The organism is Luteimonas sp. MC1895 (assembly GCF_016457215.1).
In the GTDB taxonomy this organism is placed as follows: Bacteria; Pseudomonadota; Gammaproteobacteria; order Xanthomonadales; family Xanthomonadaceae; genus Luteimonas.
This window is the reverse complement of the sequence record NZ_JAEMDY010000001.1, coordinates 554974-571629: the sequence shown is the minus strand read 5'-3', so window position 1 is coordinate 571629 and position 16656 is coordinate 554974. Positions and strand designations below refer to the sequence as shown.

At 71.5% G+C, this 16656-nt stretch carries 17 protein-coding genes and 1 tRNA gene; 11 read left to right on the top strand and 7 right to left on the bottom strand.

The window, feature by feature from the left end:
* The first annotated feature begins 27 nt into the window (after window positions 1–27).
* The gene (gene galE / locus JG616_RS02540) at window positions 28–1044 is read left to right on the top strand and encodes a UDP-glucose 4-epimerase GalE (RefSeq protein WP_199361663.1); all 1017 of its coding nucleotides are present in this window, start codon (window positions 28–30) and stop codon (window positions 1042–1044) included.
* Here galE and JG616_RS02535 read toward each other — a convergent pair.
* Together JG616_RS02535 and thiD are read right to left on the bottom strand one after the other, a co-directional pair.
* Window positions 1041–1979 carry an alpha/beta fold hydrolase gene (locus JG616_RS02535; protein ID WP_235972849.1) on the bottom strand — a complete coding sequence of 313 codons (939 nt, stop codon included), beginning with the start codon at window positions 1977–1979 and terminating at the stop codon, window positions 1041–1043. The genes galE and JG616_RS02535 overlap by 4 nt on opposite strands.
* On the bottom strand, window positions 1976–2785 hold the full coding sequence (thiD, locus tag JG616_RS02530) for a bifunctional hydroxymethylpyrimidine kinase/phosphomethylpyrimidine kinase (protein WP_199391576.1): 810 nt from the start codon (window positions 2783–2785) through the stop codon (window positions 1976–1978). Before thiD ends, JG616_RS02535 begins: the two co-directional genes overlap by 4 nt.
* 123 nt (window positions 2786–2908) lie before the next feature.
* Here thiD and JG616_RS02525 point away from each other — a divergent pair, with 123 nt between their 5' ends.
* The gene (locus JG616_RS02525) at window positions 2909–3931 is read left to right on the top strand and encodes an acyltransferase (RefSeq protein ID WP_199391575.1); all 1023 of its coding nucleotides are present in this window, start codon (window positions 2909–2911) and stop codon (window positions 3929–3931) included.
* Window positions 3932–3947: 16 nt separating this feature from the next.
* Complete coding sequence (locus JG616_RS02520; RefSeq protein ID WP_199391574.1) at window positions 3948–5615, top strand: SulP family inorganic anion transporter; 1668 nt, start codon at window positions 3948–3950, stop codon at window positions 5613–5615.
* Window positions 5616–5769: 154 nt separating this feature from the next.
* Here the strand turns inward: JG616_RS02520 and JG616_RS02515 are convergent, their stop codons facing one another.
* From JG616_RS02515 to JG616_RS02505, 3 genes are all read right to left on the bottom strand, one after another.
* Entirely contained in the window at window positions 5770–7179 is a 1410-nt protein-coding gene (locus JG616_RS02515) for a PhoH family protein (protein ID WP_199361496.1), read from the bottom strand.
* A gap of 120 nt (window positions 7180–7299) precedes the next feature.
* Window positions 7300–7779, bottom strand: coding sequence for a peroxiredoxin (locus JG616_RS02510; RefSeq protein ID WP_199361497.1), 480 nt, complete (start codon window positions 7777–7779; stop codon window positions 7300–7302).
* An 18-nt stretch (window positions 7780–7797) separates the two neighbouring features.
* The gene (locus tag JG616_RS02505) at window positions 7798–8361 is read right to left on the bottom strand and encodes a glycine cleavage system protein R (RefSeq protein WP_229822980.1); all 564 of its coding nucleotides are present in this window, start codon (window positions 8359–8361) and stop codon (window positions 7798–7800) included.
* Between the two features lie 188 nt (window positions 8362–8549).
* Between JG616_RS02505 and dapA the strand changes: the two genes are divergently transcribed.
* Complete coding sequence (dapA, locus tag JG616_RS02500) at window positions 8550–9461, top strand: 4-hydroxy-tetrahydrodipicolinate synthase (protein ID WP_199391573.1); 912 nt, start codon at window positions 8550–8552, stop codon at window positions 9459–9461.
* Window positions 9462–9482: 21 nt separating this feature from the next.
* The gene (locus tag JG616_RS02495) at window positions 9483–10004 is read left to right on the top strand and encodes a hypothetical protein (RefSeq protein WP_199361499.1); all 522 of its coding nucleotides are present in this window, start codon (window positions 9483–9485) and stop codon (window positions 10002–10004) included.
* 79 nt (window positions 10005–10083) lie between these two features.
* Here the strand turns inward: JG616_RS02495 and fdxA are convergent, their stop codons facing one another.
* Together fdxA and JG616_RS02485 are read right to left on the bottom strand one after the other, a co-directional pair.
* A complete protein-coding gene (fdxA, locus tag JG616_RS02490) occupies window positions 10084–10407 on the bottom strand; it encodes a ferredoxin FdxA (protein ID WP_199361500.1) in 324 nt (107 codons plus the stop codon).
* A 162-nt stretch (window positions 10408–10569) separates the two neighbouring features.
* Window positions 10570–10645: transfer RNA gene (locus JG616_RS02485), tRNA-Glu, on the bottom strand.
* Between the two features lie 149 nt (window positions 10646–10794).
* Between JG616_RS02485 and pcnB the strand changes: the two genes are divergently transcribed.
* From pcnB to pgi, 6 genes are all read left to right on the top strand, one after another.
* Window positions 10795–12114: a polynucleotide adenylyltransferase PcnB gene (gene pcnB, locus JG616_RS02480; protein ID WP_199391572.1), complete on the top strand. Its 1320-nt coding sequence runs from the start codon at window positions 10795–10797 to the stop codon at window positions 12112–12114.
* Entirely contained in the window at window positions 12111–12605 is a 495-nt protein-coding gene (gene folK, locus JG616_RS02475; RefSeq protein WP_199391571.1) for a 2-amino-4-hydroxy-6-hydroxymethyldihydropteridine diphosphokinase, read from the top strand. Before pcnB ends, folK begins: the two co-directional genes overlap by 4 nt.
* 82 nt (window positions 12606–12687) lie before the next feature.
* Window positions 12688–13518, top strand: coding sequence for a 3-methyl-2-oxobutanoate hydroxymethyltransferase (panB, locus tag JG616_RS02470; protein ID WP_199391570.1), 831 nt, complete (start codon window positions 12688–12690; stop codon window positions 13516–13518).
* Window positions 13515–14396, top strand: coding sequence for a pantoate--beta-alanine ligase (gene panC / locus JG616_RS02465; protein ID WP_199361503.1), 882 nt, complete (start codon window positions 13515–13517; stop codon window positions 14394–14396). The genes panB and panC overlap by 4 nt, the downstream gene beginning before the upstream one ends.
* Before the next feature lie 314 nt (window positions 14397–14710).
* The gene (panD, locus tag JG616_RS02460) at window positions 14711–15091 is read left to right on the top strand and encodes an aspartate 1-decarboxylase (RefSeq protein ID WP_199391569.1); all 381 of its coding nucleotides are present in this window, start codon (window positions 14711–14713) and stop codon (window positions 15089–15091) included.
* 3 nt (window positions 15092–15094) lie between these two features.
* Window positions 15095–16609, top strand: a complete 1515-nt coding sequence (pgi, locus tag JG616_RS02455; protein ID WP_199391568.1) for a glucose-6-phosphate isomerase — start codon at window positions 15095–15097, stop codon at window positions 16607–16609.
* Window positions 16610–16656 lie beyond the last annotated feature (47 nt).

Genomic DNA, 16656 nt, shown 5'->3' with positions numbered 1-16656 from the left:
GCCCGAATGGACAGCCTGGGACACCCGATGCGCATCCTGGTCACCGGCGGTGCCGGCTACATCGGCAGCCACACCTGCACCGTGCTCGCCGCGCGCGGCCACCGGATCGTGGTCGCCGACAACTTCTGCAACAGTTCACCCCGCGTGCTCGAGCGGCTCGAGGCCATCTGCGGCAGCCGCCCGGACCTCGTGCAGGTCGACCTGCGCGAGCGCGAGGCGGTCGCGGCGCTGTTCGCCGGCGCCGGCTACGACGCGGTGATCCACTTCGCCGCGCTCAAGGCGGTGGGCGAATCCTGCGAGCGTCCGCTCGACTATTTCGACAACAACATCGCCGGCACCATCCACCTGCTGCAGGCCATGCAGGCGCACGGCGTGCGGCGCCTGGTGTTCAGTTCCTCGGCCACGGTCTACGGCGATCCGGACTCGGTCCCGGTGCGCGAGGACGCGCCGCTGCGCGTCACCAATCCCTATGGCCGCACCAAGCTGGTCATGGAGCAGCTGATCGGCGACCTCTGCGACAGTGACCCGGGCTTCCATGCGGTGAACCTGCGCTACTTCAACCCGGTGGGCGCGCATCCCTCCGGCCTCATCGGCGAAGCCCCCGGCGGCGTGCCCAACAACCTGATGCCCTATGTCTGCCAGGTCGCGGTGGGCCAGCGCGAGCGGCTTGCGGTCTTCGGCGGCGACTGGCCGACGGCGGACGGCACCGGCGTGCGCGACTACATCCATGTCATGGACCTGGCGCGCGCGCACGCCGACGCGATCGACTTCCTCGCCCGCGAGGGCCGCAGCGCCAACATCAACCTCGGCACCGGGCGCGGCACCAGCGTGCTCGAGCTGGTGCAGGCCTTCGAACGCGCTTCGGGGCGCAGCGTGCCCTGCGACATCGTCGCGCGCCGCCCGGGCGACGTCGCCGAGGTCTATGCCGATGCTTCGCTGGCGCGCGAGCTGCTGGGCTGGAGCGCCGAGCACGACATCGACGCCATGTGCCGCGACGCCTGGCGCTGGCAGTCGGCCAATCCGCGCGGCTACGCCGACGGCTAGAGCGGCTGGAACCAGGCCGCGACGGGCACTGGCGACTTCATCCAGGCGAAATGGTCGGCGCGCACGCCCAGCGCGGCGTCGTCGAGGACGGTGCCGGCGATCCGCGCCCGCGGGAACCTGGACGCCAGGTGCTGCAGCGAGGTGGCGGGCGCGAGCCAGTCACGGGCGAAGAGCACCGTGCGCAGCTCCACCGCCGCCGTGGCCATGCGCGGTTCGAGGTCGCCCAGGCTCCCGGTCGCGTAGCGCCCGCTGAGCGCCGTGCCGGCCCAGTCGTGCATCACGCCGCGCGCCTCGTTGCCGCCGAAGCCGATGCGCCGGCCTGGCAGGCTGCCGGCCCGCGCCGCCAGCCAGGGCAGGGCGCGATACGCCAGCGGCAGCACGAGCCGCTGCGGACGCGGGAACGCGCGCCAGTAGGGCGCGCCGGAACCCGCCAGCCACAGTGCGTCGCACGCGGCCGGGTCCAGGCCCAGCCGGCACGCGGCGAGCTGGCCGCCGAGGCTGTGGCCACCGGCGATCCGCGGCAGCCCGGGCGTCGCCGCCGCGATCGCGGCCTCGCTGGCGGGCAGGTCGAGGGTGAGCAGCTCCCGGTAGCCCCAGTCGCAGTCACGGCCGGCACGCAGGCTGCTGCTGCCGTGTCCGCGCCATTCGTGCAGGAACACCGCGACGCCGCGCGCCGCGAGCGCGTCCGCCACTGGCAGGTAATGACGTGCGGCGACCCCGAGGGCGGGGAGCCAGAGCAGGCTGCGTCGCGGCCGCTCGGGAATGCGGGTCAGGAGCTCGAAGCGGTGGCCGTCCGAGGCCTCGATGGCCATGGTGGACTGTGCGTGCGACGCCACCTCGCGCCCATGGTTGGATGCCGCCGAAGCCCTGTAGGAGCGGCTATAGCCGCGATCGCCGGCCATCGCGCCTGTAGCCGCTCCTGCAGGACCGCTCATGCGTCGGGGCGCGCGGCGAAGTGGCCCAGCACCAGGACCTCGCTGCGCCCGGGACGGACGCCGGCGCTCAGCGCGCTTCGGATGTAGTCCACTCCGCGCGCGCAGGCTTCGGCCATCCCCAGGCCGAGGCACAGGTTGGCGGCGATCGCCGAGGCCAGGGTGCAGCCTGTTCCGTGCCCGTCCACCTGCAGGCGCGGTCCGCGGAACGCGCGGCGCGTGGTGGCGTCGGCGTAGCGGTCGATGACGGTGTCGCCCTCGTCCAGGTGCCCGCCCTTGAGCAGGACGGCGCGCGCACCCAGCGCCAGCAGCGCGTCGAGCGCGGCTTCGGCATCGGCGGCATCGACGATGGAGCGGCCCAGCAGCAGTTCCGCCTCCGGGATGTTCGGGGTCACGATGCCGGAACCGGGCAGCAGCCGGGTCCGCAGCGCCGCCAGCGCGTCCTCCTCCAGCAGGCGCGCGCCGGAGGTGGCCACCATGACCGGGTCGACGACCAGCTGCGACGGACGGTGCGTCGCAAGCGCATCGGCCACGGCGTGGATCACCTCGGCCGAGGCCAGCATGCCGAGCTTCACCGCGCCGATGTCGAAGTCCTCGAAGCAGGCGTCGATCTGCGCGCGCAGGAACCCGACCGGGGGCACGTGCACCGCGGTCACGCCGCGCGTGTGCTGGGCGGTGAGGGCGGTGATCGCCGACAGCCCATGGACGCCGTGCGCGGCGAAGGTCTTCAGGTCGGCCTGGATGCCGGCGCCGCCGCCGGAGTCCGAGCCGGCGATGGTCAGTGCGGAGATCGTGCCGGGGTTCGCCATGGCCCCATTATGCCGGCGCACGCCACTGTCCGAGCCGCGGTTGCCGGTTGCCGGTTGCCGGCGCGATTGGCGTTGGGCAGCAGAGACCGAGGGCGGTTCGTCCGGGTGGGGGCAGGGCACGCGATGCAGGGACACCTTCCGGGCCTGGACGGCCTGCGCGCGATCGCGGTCCTGATGGTCATCGTCGGACACGCGGCCCGCTTCCCCGGTTTCCCCGGCGCGGCGAGGTCACTGCTGGTGGTGAACATCGCCCACCTGGGGGTGACCGTCTTCTTCGTGCTCTCGGGTTTCCTGATCACCACCCTGCTCATCGGCGAGCGCGCCAGGACCGGGCGGGTCTCGCTGGGCGCGTTCTACGCCCGGCGGACCGTGCGGATCTTCCCCGCCGCCTATGCCTACATCGCGGTCGTGGCACTCGCGGCCTGGGCAGGGCAGGTGCGACTGCTGCCGGGCGACCTGCTGCACGCGCTGACCTACACGATGAACTACCACCACGACCGCGGCTGGGCGCTGGGCCACCTGTGGTCGCTCGCGGTCGAGGAGCAGTTCTACCTGCTCTGGCCACTGGTGTTCGTGCGTTCCGGCAGACGCGCGCTGTCGGTGACCCTGCTGGTGCTCGCGCTGGCCCCGGTCGTGCGCACGCTGTCCTGGATCCTGTTCCCGGCGGCGCGCGACGGCATGGACGAGGAGTTCCAGTTCGTCTGCGACTCGCTGGCCACCGGCTGTGCGATGGCCCTGCTGGTCGACCGCGTCGGGCTGGCCAGGGCGGGCGCGTGGCTGCCGGCATGGACCGGGGTCGCGGCACCGCTGGCGACGCTGGTCGCGGCGCGGTTCATGGACTGGCCCTCGTTCCACCTGCCGCTCGGCGCCACCCTGGTCAACCTCGGCATCGCGACCACCGTCCTCTGGACAGTGACCCGTCCGTCCGGCCTGTCCGGACGCGTGCTCAATTCCCGCGCGGCCATGGTGCTCGGTTCGATGAGCTACTCGCTGTATCTCTGGCAGCAGCTGTTCCTGGATACCGAAGCCTGGCAGGGAATGCCGGCGCTGGTGCCGCGGCTGCTGCTGGTGCTGCTGGCGGCGGCCGCGAGCTACTACCTGCTCGAGCGGCCGCTGCTCGCGCTCCGGGCACGGCTGCGCCGCTGAGCGTTAGCATGGATCGATGATCGCCCTCTTTGAAGCGAAGCGCGCTGGGCTCCTGCGCGCCGCGAACTGGCCGCGCAACCTCTCCGCCGGCCTGATCGTCGGCGTGGTCGCGCTGCCGCTGGCGATGGCCTTCGCGATCGCGTCGGGTGTGAAGCCGGAGCAGGGCCTGTACACGGCGATCATCGCCGGCATCACGGTGTCGCTGTTCGGCGGCTCGCGGGTGCAGATCGCCGGCCCGACGGGCGCCTTCATCGTGATCCTGGCCGGCGTGGTCGCGCAGTTCGGCGTCGGCGGCCTGCTGGCGGCCACGCTGATGGCCGGCGTGATCCTGGTCGCGATGGGACTGGCGCGCTTGGGCGGGGTGATCCGGTTCATCCCGGATCCGGTGATCGTCGGCTTCACCGCCGGCATCGCCGTGATCATCTGGGTCGGGCAGTGGCCGTACTTCTTCGGCCTGCCATCGCCGGGCGAGGGTCCGTTCTACCTCAAGGCCTGGGGCCTGCTCGGCTCGTTCGGGCAGCTGCACGTGCCGACGGCGCTGCTCGGCCTGGGCAGCCTGGCGCTGGCGCTGGGCGGGCCGCGCATCCCGGGCCTGTCGAAAGTCCCCGGACCCCTGCTGGCGATGGTGGCGGCCACCGTGGTGGTCATGGCGTTCGACCTGCCCGGCGTCGCCACCATCGAGTCGACCTTCGGCGCGATCCCGCGCGCGCTGCCGGCATTCGCGGTGCCCGCGCTCAGCTTCGACGTGGTCCTGCTGCTGCTGCCCGCGGCCTTCACCATCGCCATGCTGGGCGCGATCGAGTCGCTGCTGTCGGCGGTGGTCGCCGACGGCATGGCGGGTACGAAGCACGACTCCAACCAGGAGCTGATCGGACAGGGCATCGCCAACATCGTCTCGCCGCTGTTTGGCGGCATCGCCGCGACCGGCGCGATCGCACGCACCGCCACCAACATCCGCAACGGTGGCAACGCGCCGATCGCCGGCGTCGTGCATGCGCTGGTGCTGGTCCTGATCCTGCTGGTGGTCGCGCCCTGGGCAGGCAAGGTGCCGCTGGCCGCGCTGGCGGCGATCCTGTTCGTGGTGGCGTGGAACATGAGCGAGGCGCCGCGCTTCATCCGCATGGTGCGCAGGGCGCCGACGGCCGACGCGGTGATCCTGCTGATCACCTTCGCGCTGACCATCCTCACCGACCTGGTGGTGGCGGTGAACATCGGCGTGATCCTGGCGATGCTGCAGTTCATGCGCCGCATGAGCGCGTCGGTCGACGTGGTGGAACAGGCGCCGGCGGGGCTGCGCGCGGAGCTGGCGAAGGCGGGCCTGGAAGCGCTGCCCGCCGACGTGGTGGTGTATTCCATCGACGGGCCGTTCTTCTTCGGCTCGGTCGATTCGCTGGAGCGCGCCCTGTCGTGGTCACGTCAGCCGCCGCGCTTCGTGGCGTTGCGCCTGGAGCGGGTGCCGTTCATCGATGCGACCGGGCTGAAGCGCCTGGAATCCACCATTAGTAACCTGCGCGCACGCGGTGTGCACGTGCTGCTCAACGGCGCGAACATGGCGGTGCTGCGCAAGCTGGTGCGCGCGGACGTCGTCAGCCGGGATATCCCCGGAAGCTATTTCACCGACCTGGCGGAGGCACTGCGCTACGTCGAAGGCCTGCGCGCCGCGGACGAGGACGCCCCCAGCTAGCAGACGGCGCCATCGTCTTCTGTAGGAGCGGCTACAGCCGCGATTCGACGCGGGGCCGATCGCGGCTGTAGCCGCTCCTACAGAGGCAAGCTGCTACGAGGCAAGCTCCGACGGAGGCAGGCTCCCGGAAGGTCGCTGCCCCCGGGGCCGCCGGTCAGAGCACCTCCGACGCGTAGTCGGCCAGCCGCGAGCGTTCACCGCGGCGCAGGGTGATGTGCGCGCTGTGCGCCCAGTGCTTGAAGCGGTCGACGGCGTAGGTGAGGCCCGAGGTGGTCTCGGTGAGGTAGGGCGTGTCGATCTGTTCGACGTTGCCGAGGCAGACGATCTTGGTGCCCGGACCGGCGCGCGTGATCAGCGTCTTCATCTGCTTGGGCGTCAGGTTCTGCGCCTCGTCGAGGATCAGCCAGCGGTCGAGCAGGGTGCGCCCGCGCATGAAGTTCATCGAACGGATCTTGATGCGCGAGGCCAGCAGGTCGTTGGTGGCCGCCCGGCCCCAGCTGCCGCCATCCTTGTTGCTGCTCGGCAGCAGCACTTCGAGGTTGTCGGTCAGCGCGCCCATCCAGGGCGTCATCTTTTCCTCCTCGGTGCCGGGCAGGAAGCCGATGTCCTCGCCGACGCTGATCGTCGCGCGGGTCATGATGATCTCGCGGTAGCGCTGCGCGTCCATGGTCTGCGCCAGGCCCGCGGCCAGCGCCAGCAGGGTCTTGCCGGTGCCGGCGGTGCCGAGCAGGGTGACGAAGTCGATCTCGGGATCCATCAGCGCGTTGAGCGCGAAGTTCTGCTCGCGGTTGCGGGCGACGATGCCCCAGACCGCATGCTGGTGGCTGCGGTAGTCGTCGACGATCTGCAGCACCGCGCGCTCGCCCTCGACGGCGGCCACGCGGAATTCGGCTTCCTCGTCGCCGGGCAGGTAGAGGTACTGGTTGGGATGCCAGTCGTCGTCCTCGCCGCGGCGCACCTCGTAGTACGTGCGGCCCTTGTCGGTCCAGGACCGGAGGTCCTTGCCGTGGCGCTGCCAGAAGTCTTCGGGCAGCGCGGTGGCGCCGGTGTACAGGAGGCTGAAATCGTCGAGCGCGCGATCGTTCTCGTAGTCCTCGCTGGCGATTCCGGCGATCGCGGCCTTGATGCGCAGGTTGATGTCCTTGGAGACGAACACCACCGGCAGGTCGGCGCCGTCGTCCGCGCGCAGCGCGAGGATCGCGCCGAGGATGCGGTTGTCCGGGGCCACCGCGCCGAACGAGGTCTTGTCCTCCTTCGGCACGGTGGTCTGGAAGCGCAGCAGGCCACTCGAGCCCGCCCCGCGCAGCTGCAGCCCGCCGGGTCGTTCAAGCTTCAGGCCCGAGGCGATCCGGTCGGCGCCGTGGGCCTCGATCAGCTCGTTGATGAAGCGGCTGACCTGGCGCGCGTTGCGGCTGGCCTCCGAAGTCCCCTTCTTGCCGTTGTCCAGCTCCTCGATCACCTGCATCGGCAGGTAGACGTCGTGCTCCTCGAACTTGAACAGCGCGGTGGGGTCGTGCATCAGCACGTTGGTGTCGAGTACGTAGATCCGCTTGCCGTGGTTCATCAAGGCCTCAGTCCGTGCGGGTGTGCGTGGCGAAGGGTGGCGCTGGAGCGTGTGTGTCCCACGCGAAGGCCGCCGCGGCCCGCGGGGCGGGGCGGCGCTGCGCGCGGGCAGGGCGGTGGATCACCGGGTGCGGGCTTCCTTCAGCGCCTCGAGCACGGCGTCGACGTGGCCCGGAACGCGCACCTTGCGCCATGCGCGCGCGATGCGTCCCTCGGGGTCGATCAGGAAGGTGCTGCGTTCGATGCCCAGCACCTTGCGGCCGTACATGTTCTTCTCGCGGATCACGTCGAACGCGCGGCACAGCGCCTCGTCCGCATCGCTCACCAGCGGGAACGCGAAGCCCTGCTTCGCGCAGAAGTTGTCGTGCGACTTCACCGAGTCGCGCGACACGCCCAGCACGCCGGCGTCGAGCGCTTCGAACTCCGGCAGCAGCGCGTTGAAGTCCAGGCCCTCGGTGGTGCAGCCGGGCGTGGAGTCCTTGGGATAGAAGTAGAGGACCAGCCAGCGGCCGGCGTGGTCGGCAAGCGTCGCGGTCGCGCCGCCGGACAGCTGCAGCGGAAGCGCGAGGGTGGTGCGGTCGAGCGTGTCGCCTTCGTTCATTCGTCCCTTCGCCTGCGGTCAGAACTTCATCGGGTCCATGATCGCGTCGAGATTGAGGTGGTCGCAGAACTCGAGGAAATCGTCGCGCAGCGCGGCGATGTGCATGTCCGCCGGCACGCCGATGGTGACCTGGGCCGAGAACATGTCGGCGCCGGTCTGCATGGCGCGGTAGCGCGAGCAGTGCAGGCTCTCGATGGTGATGCCCTGGCGATCGAAGAAGTCGGCCAGCTGGTAGAGGATGCCGGGCTTGTCGGACGCCACGACCTCGACGATGTAGGGCAGCAGGTTGGACTGGATCGGCTTCGGACCGGTGCGGTACCAGACCAGCTTCAGGCCTTCCTCGCGCTCGAGCCGGGTCAGCATCGCCTCGAGCTTGGCCACCGCGTCCCAGGAACCGGTGGCCAGCGCCGTCACCGAGACGTCGCGGCCCACGGTCGACAGCCGCGTATCCACCAGGTTGCAGCCGCTGTCGGCGATGCGCCGCGACACCGCCAGCAGGGGCGAGCGCGGGTGCGTCGTGTAGGCGTTGATGAGGAGGTGGTTCTCGGTCGGCGCGGGCCGGGATGTATCGGTGTCGGTCAAAGCGGAGTCCACGGAGTGCGGTGGGGGCGCCGGTTGCCGGCTGCCGTGCGGCCCTGGACGCGGGCGCTGTCGCCGCCCTGAGGCTGCGGCCAGCATACTTGCCCGTGCTTCGAAGCCGCAAGTAAGATCACGGCAGCCGTGCGCCCGTCGCGCGGCACCCCCGCACGGCTTCCCAACGCAGGTCCAGCTTGCATCTTTCCGGCAGCATCACCGCGCTGGCGACGCCGTTCACGGCCGCCGGCGACCTCGACATCGACGCCTGGCTGCGCCTGGTCGACGCGCAGCTCGCGGGCGGTACCCAGGCGCTGGTCGTGGCCGGTTCCACCGGCGAGGCCGCCGCGCTCACGCCGCGCGAATACGAAACGCTGCTGCGTGCCGCGGTCGGGCGGGTGGCCGGGCGCGTGCCCGTGGCCGCCGGCACCGGGCAGTCGGGAACCGCTCACACCATCGAGCGCACGCGCCTGGCCGCCGCCTGCGGCGCCGACGCCGCCCTGGTGGTCACGCCGCCCTATGTGCGTCCGACCCAGGCCGGGCTGCTGGCGCATTACCGGGCGGTTGCGGACGACGGTGCGCTGCCGGTGATCCTCTACAACGTGCCGCCGCGCACCGGCTGCGACATGCAGCCCGGCACGGTTGCCGCGCTGGCCAACCACGACGCCATCATCGGCATCAAGGAGGCGGTGGCCGACGAGGCGCGGATGCAGGCACTGCTGGAGCTGGCGGGCCCGGGCTTCGCGATCCTCGGCGGAGACGACGCCACCGCCGGGCGCGCGATGCTCGCCGGCGCGGACGGCCTGGTCTCGGTGGCCTCGAACGCCGCACCGGCCGCGTTCCGCCGCCTGTGCGACCTGGCGCGTGGTGGCGACGTCGATGGCTGCGCGGCCCACGCCGCGGCGATCAGCGCGCTCGTGGAGTTCTGCGGCGTAGAATCCAATCCCATTCCAGTGAAGGCGCTGCTGGCGCGGCTCGGCTTCGGCCACGTCGACGGCATCCGCCTGCCGCTGCTGCCCCTGTCGGCGCAGCACGCGGGCACTGCCGACCGCATCGCCGGCGGCATCGCGGCACTCGAACAGACCTGCCGCGACGCACTCGCGGCCTGACCGATCCAGCAGGAGACAGCCATGCAGCCTTCCCGTTCCATGTTCCGCCCGGCGCTTGCCGTGGCCATCGCCGCGACCCTGGTCGCCACCGCCGGCTGCAGCTGGTTCCGCAAGGACACCGCGGTTTACGCCGCCGCCCCGCAGGACCGCCCGCTGGAAGTGCCGCCTGACCTCGACCGTCCGGACACCAGCTCGGCGATGGCCGTGCCCGCCACCGGCACCACCAGCGTGACCCGCTCGGGGATGACCGCGGCCGCCGCGACCCCGCAGGCGTCCAACGGCTTCACCGTGTCCGCGTCGCGCGACGAGACCTTCGGTCGCATCGAGCCGATCCTGGCCGGCATCGAAGGCGTGACCGTGGTCAGCAAGGCCCAGCTGCTGGGCACCTACGACGTCGACGCCGGCGACAGCAAGTTCCTGGTGCGCGTCAGCCAGACCGACTCCGGCAGCTACGTCTCGGCGGTCGACCCGCGCGGCGTCGCGGCGACCGGCGAGCACGCGGTGCGGGTGATCGAGGCGCTGCGCGCGGCGCTGGCGCAGTAATCCGGCTCCCCTGGAACGCGAAAGGCGCGGCCCTGGCCGCGCCTTTTGCATGTCCGGCCGGCCCGGAGCTGACGGCGTCTCAGCGCTCCAGCAGCGGCAGCTTGCCGGGCTTCCCGTCCCAGTCCTCGGCGCCGGGCAGCGGCTCCTGGCGGGTGGTGATCACCGGCCACTCCTTGGACAGCTCGGCGTTCAGGGCGACGAAGCCTTCCTGTCCGGCGGGCACGTCGTCCTCGGCATAGATCGCGTTGATCGGGCACTCGGGCTCGCACAGGGTGCAGTCGATGCACTCGTCGGGATCGATGACCAGGAAGTTCGGCCCTTCATGGAAGCAGTCCACCGGGCACACCTCGACGCAGTCGGTGTACTTGCACTTGATGCAGTTCTCGGTGACGACAAAGGGCATGGTTCGCTGGGCTCGCTGCGCGGGTTGTGCGGGGCGCGCATAGTGTAGCGCCGACGATGCGGATGATCCGCGCGGTCGTGGTGGCGAATCGGCATCAGGGACCGGAGTCAGTGACCGGAACGGACAGGGCCCGCGACGTCGCCGGCGCGGGCCCTGGGGATATGGCGCTCCCTACGGGATTCGAACCCGTGTTTTAGCCTTGAGAGGGCCACGTCCTGGGCCTCTAGACGAAGGGAGCAGTGGAGCGTGCCGTGCTGCCCGGGGGACTCCCGGAAGCGCGGCGCCGGCTGGACGACCGGCCCGCAAAAGCCATGCAGGCCCTGCGAGCTTGCTAGTATAGCAACGACAGGCTGCCGCTGGGCAACCCGAGCAGGTACTTTTTCGCAGATGCCCAACGACACTTCATCCCACGCACCGGTCCTGCGGGCGATCCCGCGCGAACAGCACACCATTTCCCGCAAGGACATCAGCCCCAACGCGCTCCGGGTGCTGTACCGCCTGCGTGAAGGCGGGCACGAGGCCTACCTGGTCGGCGGCGCCGTCCGCGACCTGCTGGCCGGTGGCCATCCCAAGGATTTCGACATCGCCACCGGCGCCACGCCGGAAGAGGTCCGGGCGCTGTTCCGCAACTGCCGGCTGATCGGCCGGCGCTTCCGCCTGGCGCACGTGGTCTTCGGCCGCGAGATCATCGAGGTCGCGACCTTCCGCGCCAACGTCGACGACGGCAGCGGCGACCGCGAGACACACGAGGGTGGCCGCCTGCTGCGCGACAACGTGTACGGAACGGTCGAGGACGACGCGGTGCGCCGCGACTTCACCGCCAACGCCCTGTACTACACCATCGAGGACTTCTCGGTCCGCGACTATGTCGGCGGCTTCGAGGACGTGCAGAACCGCGTGCTGAAGCTGATCGGCGATCCGGAGACCCGCTACCGCGAGGACCCGGTGCGCATGCTGCGCGCGGTGCGCCTGGCGGCGAAGCTCGACTTCGACATCGATCCGGCGACCGCGGCGCCGATCCGCGCGCTGGCGCCCCTGCTGTCGGAAGCCGCGCCCGCGCGGCTGTTCGAGGAGTGCTTGAAGATGTTCCTGTCCGGCCACGCCGCGGCCAGCTTCGAGGGTCTCGAGCGCCACGGCCTGCTGCCGGCGCTGCTGCCGGAAGCGGCCGCGGCGATGAAGGCCAACCGCAGCGGCGCGCTGCGCGCCGTGGTGCTCGAAGGCCTGCGCGGCACCGATGCACGGGTGGCCAGCGACGAGCCGGTGTCGCCGGCGTTCCTGTTCGCCCTGCTGCTGTGGCCGGCCTATTGCCGCACGTTGATGACGCTGCAGGCGCAGGACGTGCCACCCGCCGATGCCCAGCGCCGCGCCGCCGACCGGGTCACCGTGCACGAGCTGCAGGCGGTCGCGTTGCCGCGCCGCTTCTCGGTGCCGATGCAGGAGATCTGGCTGCTGCAGTCGCGATTCGGCCTGCGCCAGCGCAAGCGGGTGATGCGCATGCTTGCCCATCCGCGCTTCCGCGCCGCTTTCGACTTCCTGCAGGTGCGGCAGGCGGGATCGGACGAGCACGCCGACGACATCGCGTTCTGGCGCGAGGCCCAGCTCGATCCCGACATGGCGATCGCGCACACACCTGCCGGCGACGACGATGACGCCGCGCGGACGCCGCGCCGGCGCCGGCGCCGCCCGACGACCGCTTCCGCGGGATGAGCGCGCCGCTCCGGGCCTGCATCGGCCTCGGCGGCAACATCGGTGACGTGGCGGCGGCGCTGCGGACGGCGCTGGCCGCGCTCGACGCGCTGCCCGGCACGCGCCTGCTGGCGGCCTCGCGTTTCTACCGCACGGCGGCCTGGGGCGTGGAGGCGCAGCCGGACTTCATCAATGCCGCGGCGCTGGTCGACACCGCGCTGGCGCCCCGCGACCTGCTCGACGCGCTGCTCGGGATCGAACGGGCACACGGACGCGAACGCGCGGGCGACGGCAGCCGCTGGGGCCCACGGACCCTCGACCTCGACCTGCTGCTGTACGGCGATGCCGTCATCGACGCACCGGGCCTGGTGGTGCCGCACCCGCAGCTGCACCGGCGTGCATTCGTGCTGGTGCCGCTGGCCGAGGTCGCGTCCGACCTTGAGGTGCCGGGTCTCGGTCGGGTTTCCGCCCTGCTCGAAGGCATCGATACGGGTGGCATCGTTCCGGCCTGAGCGGGATCGGTGCAGGGGCGCGGGCGAAAGATGGCGGGCGTAACATGGCGTGCCCAGCCCACACCCCCGGATGCATGACGCCATGAGCAAGACCAGCGAGCAGGGACACGACGTCCGCCGCCCGATGACCGTACCCGGGCTGGCCGCCGCGCGCGCCGCGGGGCACCGGCTGTCGATGCTGACCGCCTACGACGCCGGCTTCGCGCGGGTGTTCGATGCCGCCGGTGTCGAGCTGATCCTGGTCGGCGATTCGCTCGGCATGGTGGTCCAGGGGCGCACGTCGACGCTGCCGGTGACGGTCGACGACATCGCCTACCACACCGCCTGCGTTGCCCGCGGACTGACCCACGCGCTGCTGGTGGCGGACCTGCCGTTCCAGGCCGACGCGACGCCCGCGCGCGCGCTCGACGCCTCGACCCGCTTCCTGCAGGCCGGCGCGCAGATGGTCAAGCTGGAAGGCGCGGGTCCGAAGCTCGAGGTGATCCGTTTCCTGGTCGAGCGCGAGATCCCGGTCTGCGCGCACCTTGGCCTGACGCCGCAGTCGGTGCTGCGTTTCGGCGGCTTCAAGGTGCAGGGACGCGAGGACGCCGCGGCCGCGCGCCTGCGCGACGAGGCGCGCGCGGTGGCCGAAGCCGGCGCGACGCTGATCGTGCTCGAAGGCGTGCCGGCGCCGTTGGCGGCCACGATCACCCGCGACAGCGCGGTGCCGACCATCGGCATCGGCGCCGGTGCCGGCTGCGACGGCCAGGTGCTGGTGATGCACGACATGCTCGGACTCGACTCCGGCCACCGGCGGCCGAAGTTCGTCAGGGATTTCCTCGCCGAGGGCGGCTCGGTCGCCGGCGCGGCGCGTGCCTTCGTGGCCGCGGTGCGCGACGGCAGCTTCCCCGACGCCGCGCATTCCTACGCATGAGCGGGGCGATCGCGGTGGTGCGCAAGCCGGACGAACTGCGCGCGCGCATCGACGACTGGAAGCGCGAGGGCCTGCGCATCGGCTTCGTGCCGACCATGGGCAACCTGCATGACGGCCACTACAGCCTGGTGCGGCTGGCGCGCGCGCATGCCGACCGCGTGGTCGCGAGCGTCTTCGTCAATCCCACGCAGTTCGGTCCCGGCGAGGATTACGAGCAGTACCCGCGCACGCCGGAGGACGACGTCGCCGGCCTCGCGGCCGCCGGCTGCGACCTGGCCTGGATGCCGTCGTTGGACGCGATGTATCCGCTGGGCACGGCGCGCGCGGTCCGGGTGCAGGTGCCGGGCATCACCGGCGTGCTCGACGGCGCGCACCGCCCCGGGCATTTCGACGGCGTGTGCACGGTGGTCGCGCGCCTGTTCAACCAGGTGCGGCCCGATGTCGCGGTGTTCGGGCGCAAGGACTACCAGCAGCTGGCGGTGATCCGGCACATGGTCCGCGACCTTGCCTTCCCGATCGAGCTGCTGGGCGCCGACATCGTCCGCGAGGCCGACGGCCTGGCGCGCAGCTCGCGCAACCAGTACCTGTCGGCGGACGAGCGCGCGCAGGCACCGGAGATCCACCGCGCCCTGCTGGCGATGCGCGACGCGCTGCAGGCCGGGCAGGGCTGGCGCCAGGCCGAAGCCGACGCCACCGCGCGACTGCAGCAGGCCGGCTTCGCCGTCGACTACGCGGTGCTGCGCACGCCGCTGCTGGTGGAGCCGCCGGACGCGCCCGCGCCGGGCGACGACGGCCAGCGTGTGGCGCTTGTGGCAGCACGCCTTGGCCGCACGCGCCTGATCGACAACCTCGAATTCAGCGCGCACCCCAACCTGTAGGAGCGGCTACAGCCGCGATCGCGGTGGCCGGCGCGTCCGGCCCGTGAATCTGTAGGAGCGGCTACAGCCGCGACCGCTTTGGCCGCCGCGTCCGGCCACTCGACCTGTAGGAGCGGCTATAGCCGCGATCGCTTTGGCCGCAGCGTCCGGGCATCGCGGCTATAGCCGCTCCTACAGGGGACGCGTGCTGGACGCGGCTGAATCGCGGCCAAGGGCATGGCCGTACACTGCGCCTCGCGTCGCCGGGGCGGCGTGCGCCTTCCGGTAGAATCCGCGCCTGACGCCGGAGCGCCGGCAGCCAGCGGTCCCCCACGATGCTCCTGACACTCCTCAAAGCCAAGATCCACCGCGCCACCGTCACCCACGCCGAGCTGCACTACGAAGGCTCCTGCGCGATCGACGGCCGCCTGCTCGACCTGTCGGGCATCCGCGAGTACGAGCGCATCGAGATCTACAACATCAACAACGGCAAGCGTTTCGCGACCTACGCCATCCGCGGCGAAGCCGGCAGCGGGATCATCTCGGTCAACGGCGCCGCCGCGCACCAGGCCGAACCAGGCGACCTCGTGATCATCTGCGCCTACGGCGCCTGCGACGAAGCCGAGGCGGCGAAGTTCAAGCCCAGCCTGGTCTACGTCGACCGCCAGAACCGGATGACCCACACCAACGACGCCATCCCGGCACAGGCCGCCTGAGGCATGGCCGGGGAAGCGCTGGTCCGGCAGTTCCTCGACCACGCCGAACGCCTCGCCGGCGCACGCATCCCCGATCTCGTCGCCGCCGACCCGTCGCGCGCTGGCGCGATGTCGCTGCGCGTGGGCCCGGTGTATGCGAACTTCGCGCGCCAGCGCCTGGACGCCGCCACGCTCGCCACCCTGGGCGAACTCGCCGGGCACGTGCGCCTGTCGCTGGCGATGCGCGCGCTGGTCGACGGTGCCGAGGTCAACGCGTCCGAGGGGCGTCCGGCGTTGCATACGGCGCTGCGTTCGGACATTGGCCAAGGCGAGGTGGCACGCGCCGCGCACGCTGAAGCGCTGGCCGCGCGCGAACGCATGGCGTCCCTGGTCGACGGGCTGCGCGCGTCCGGCGTCACCGACATCATCAATATCGGCATCGGTGGCTCCGACCTGGGTCCGCGGCTGGCGGTCGACGCGCTCAAGGACTTCAACGACGGCCGCTTCCGCCTGCACTTCGTCAGCAACGTCGACGGCAGCGAGGTGCAGCACGCGCTGCGCGGGCTGGATCCTGCACGCACCGCGGCGATCCTGGTGTCCAAGAGCTTCGGCACCCAGGAGACGCTGCTCAACGGCGCGCTGGTGCGCGACTGGCTGGGCGGCGGCGAGCGGCTGTACGCGGTCAGTGCCAACGTGGCGGCGGCCGAAGCCTTCGGCGTCGATTCCGCGCGCGTGCTGCCGATGTGGGACTGGGTTGGCGGGCGCTATTCGCTGTGGTCGACGGTGGGCTTCGCGATCGCGCTGGCGATCGGCATGGAGGGCTTCGAGGCGCTGCTGGCCGGCGCGGCGGAGATGGATGCGCACGCCGTCGAAGCGCCGCTGGAAGCCAACCTGCCGATCCTGCACGCGCTGGTGGCGGTGTGGAACCGCAATGCGCTGGACCTGCCGACGCAGGCGGTGCTGCCCTACGACCAGCGCCTGGCGCGCCTGCCGGACTACCTGCAGCAGCTGGTGATGGAGAGCCTGGGGAAATCGGTGCGCAGCGACGGCCGCGTCCCCGGCGTGGCGACCGTTCCGGTGGTCTGGGGCGGCGCCGGCACCGGCGCCCAGCACAGCTTCTTCCAGGCCCTGCACCAGGGCAGCGACGTGGTGCCCGCCGACTTCATCGGCGTGGTGCGCCCGGCGCACGGCCACCGCGGCAACCACGAGGCGCTGCTGGCCAACCTGCTGGCCCAGGCGGAAGCGCTCGGCAATGGCCATGCCGCCGAGGATCCGCAGAAGGCCTATCCCGGCAACCGTCCCTCGACCCTGTTCCTGCTCGACGCGCTGACGCCGCATTCGCTGGGCGCCTTGCTGGCGATGTACGAGCACAGCGTCTACGCCCAGTCGGTGCTCTGGGGCATCAATGCCTTCGACCAGTGGGGCGTGGAGCTCGGCAAGCGCATCGCGGGCGAACTGCTGCCGGCCGTGCGCGGGGAAGCCGAAGCCGGCGACGCGGTGACCCGCACGCTGATCGCCGAGATCCGCGCACGGAGCTGACGCGCGGCCGGCATCGCCCTGTAGGAGCGGCTACAGCCGCGATCACG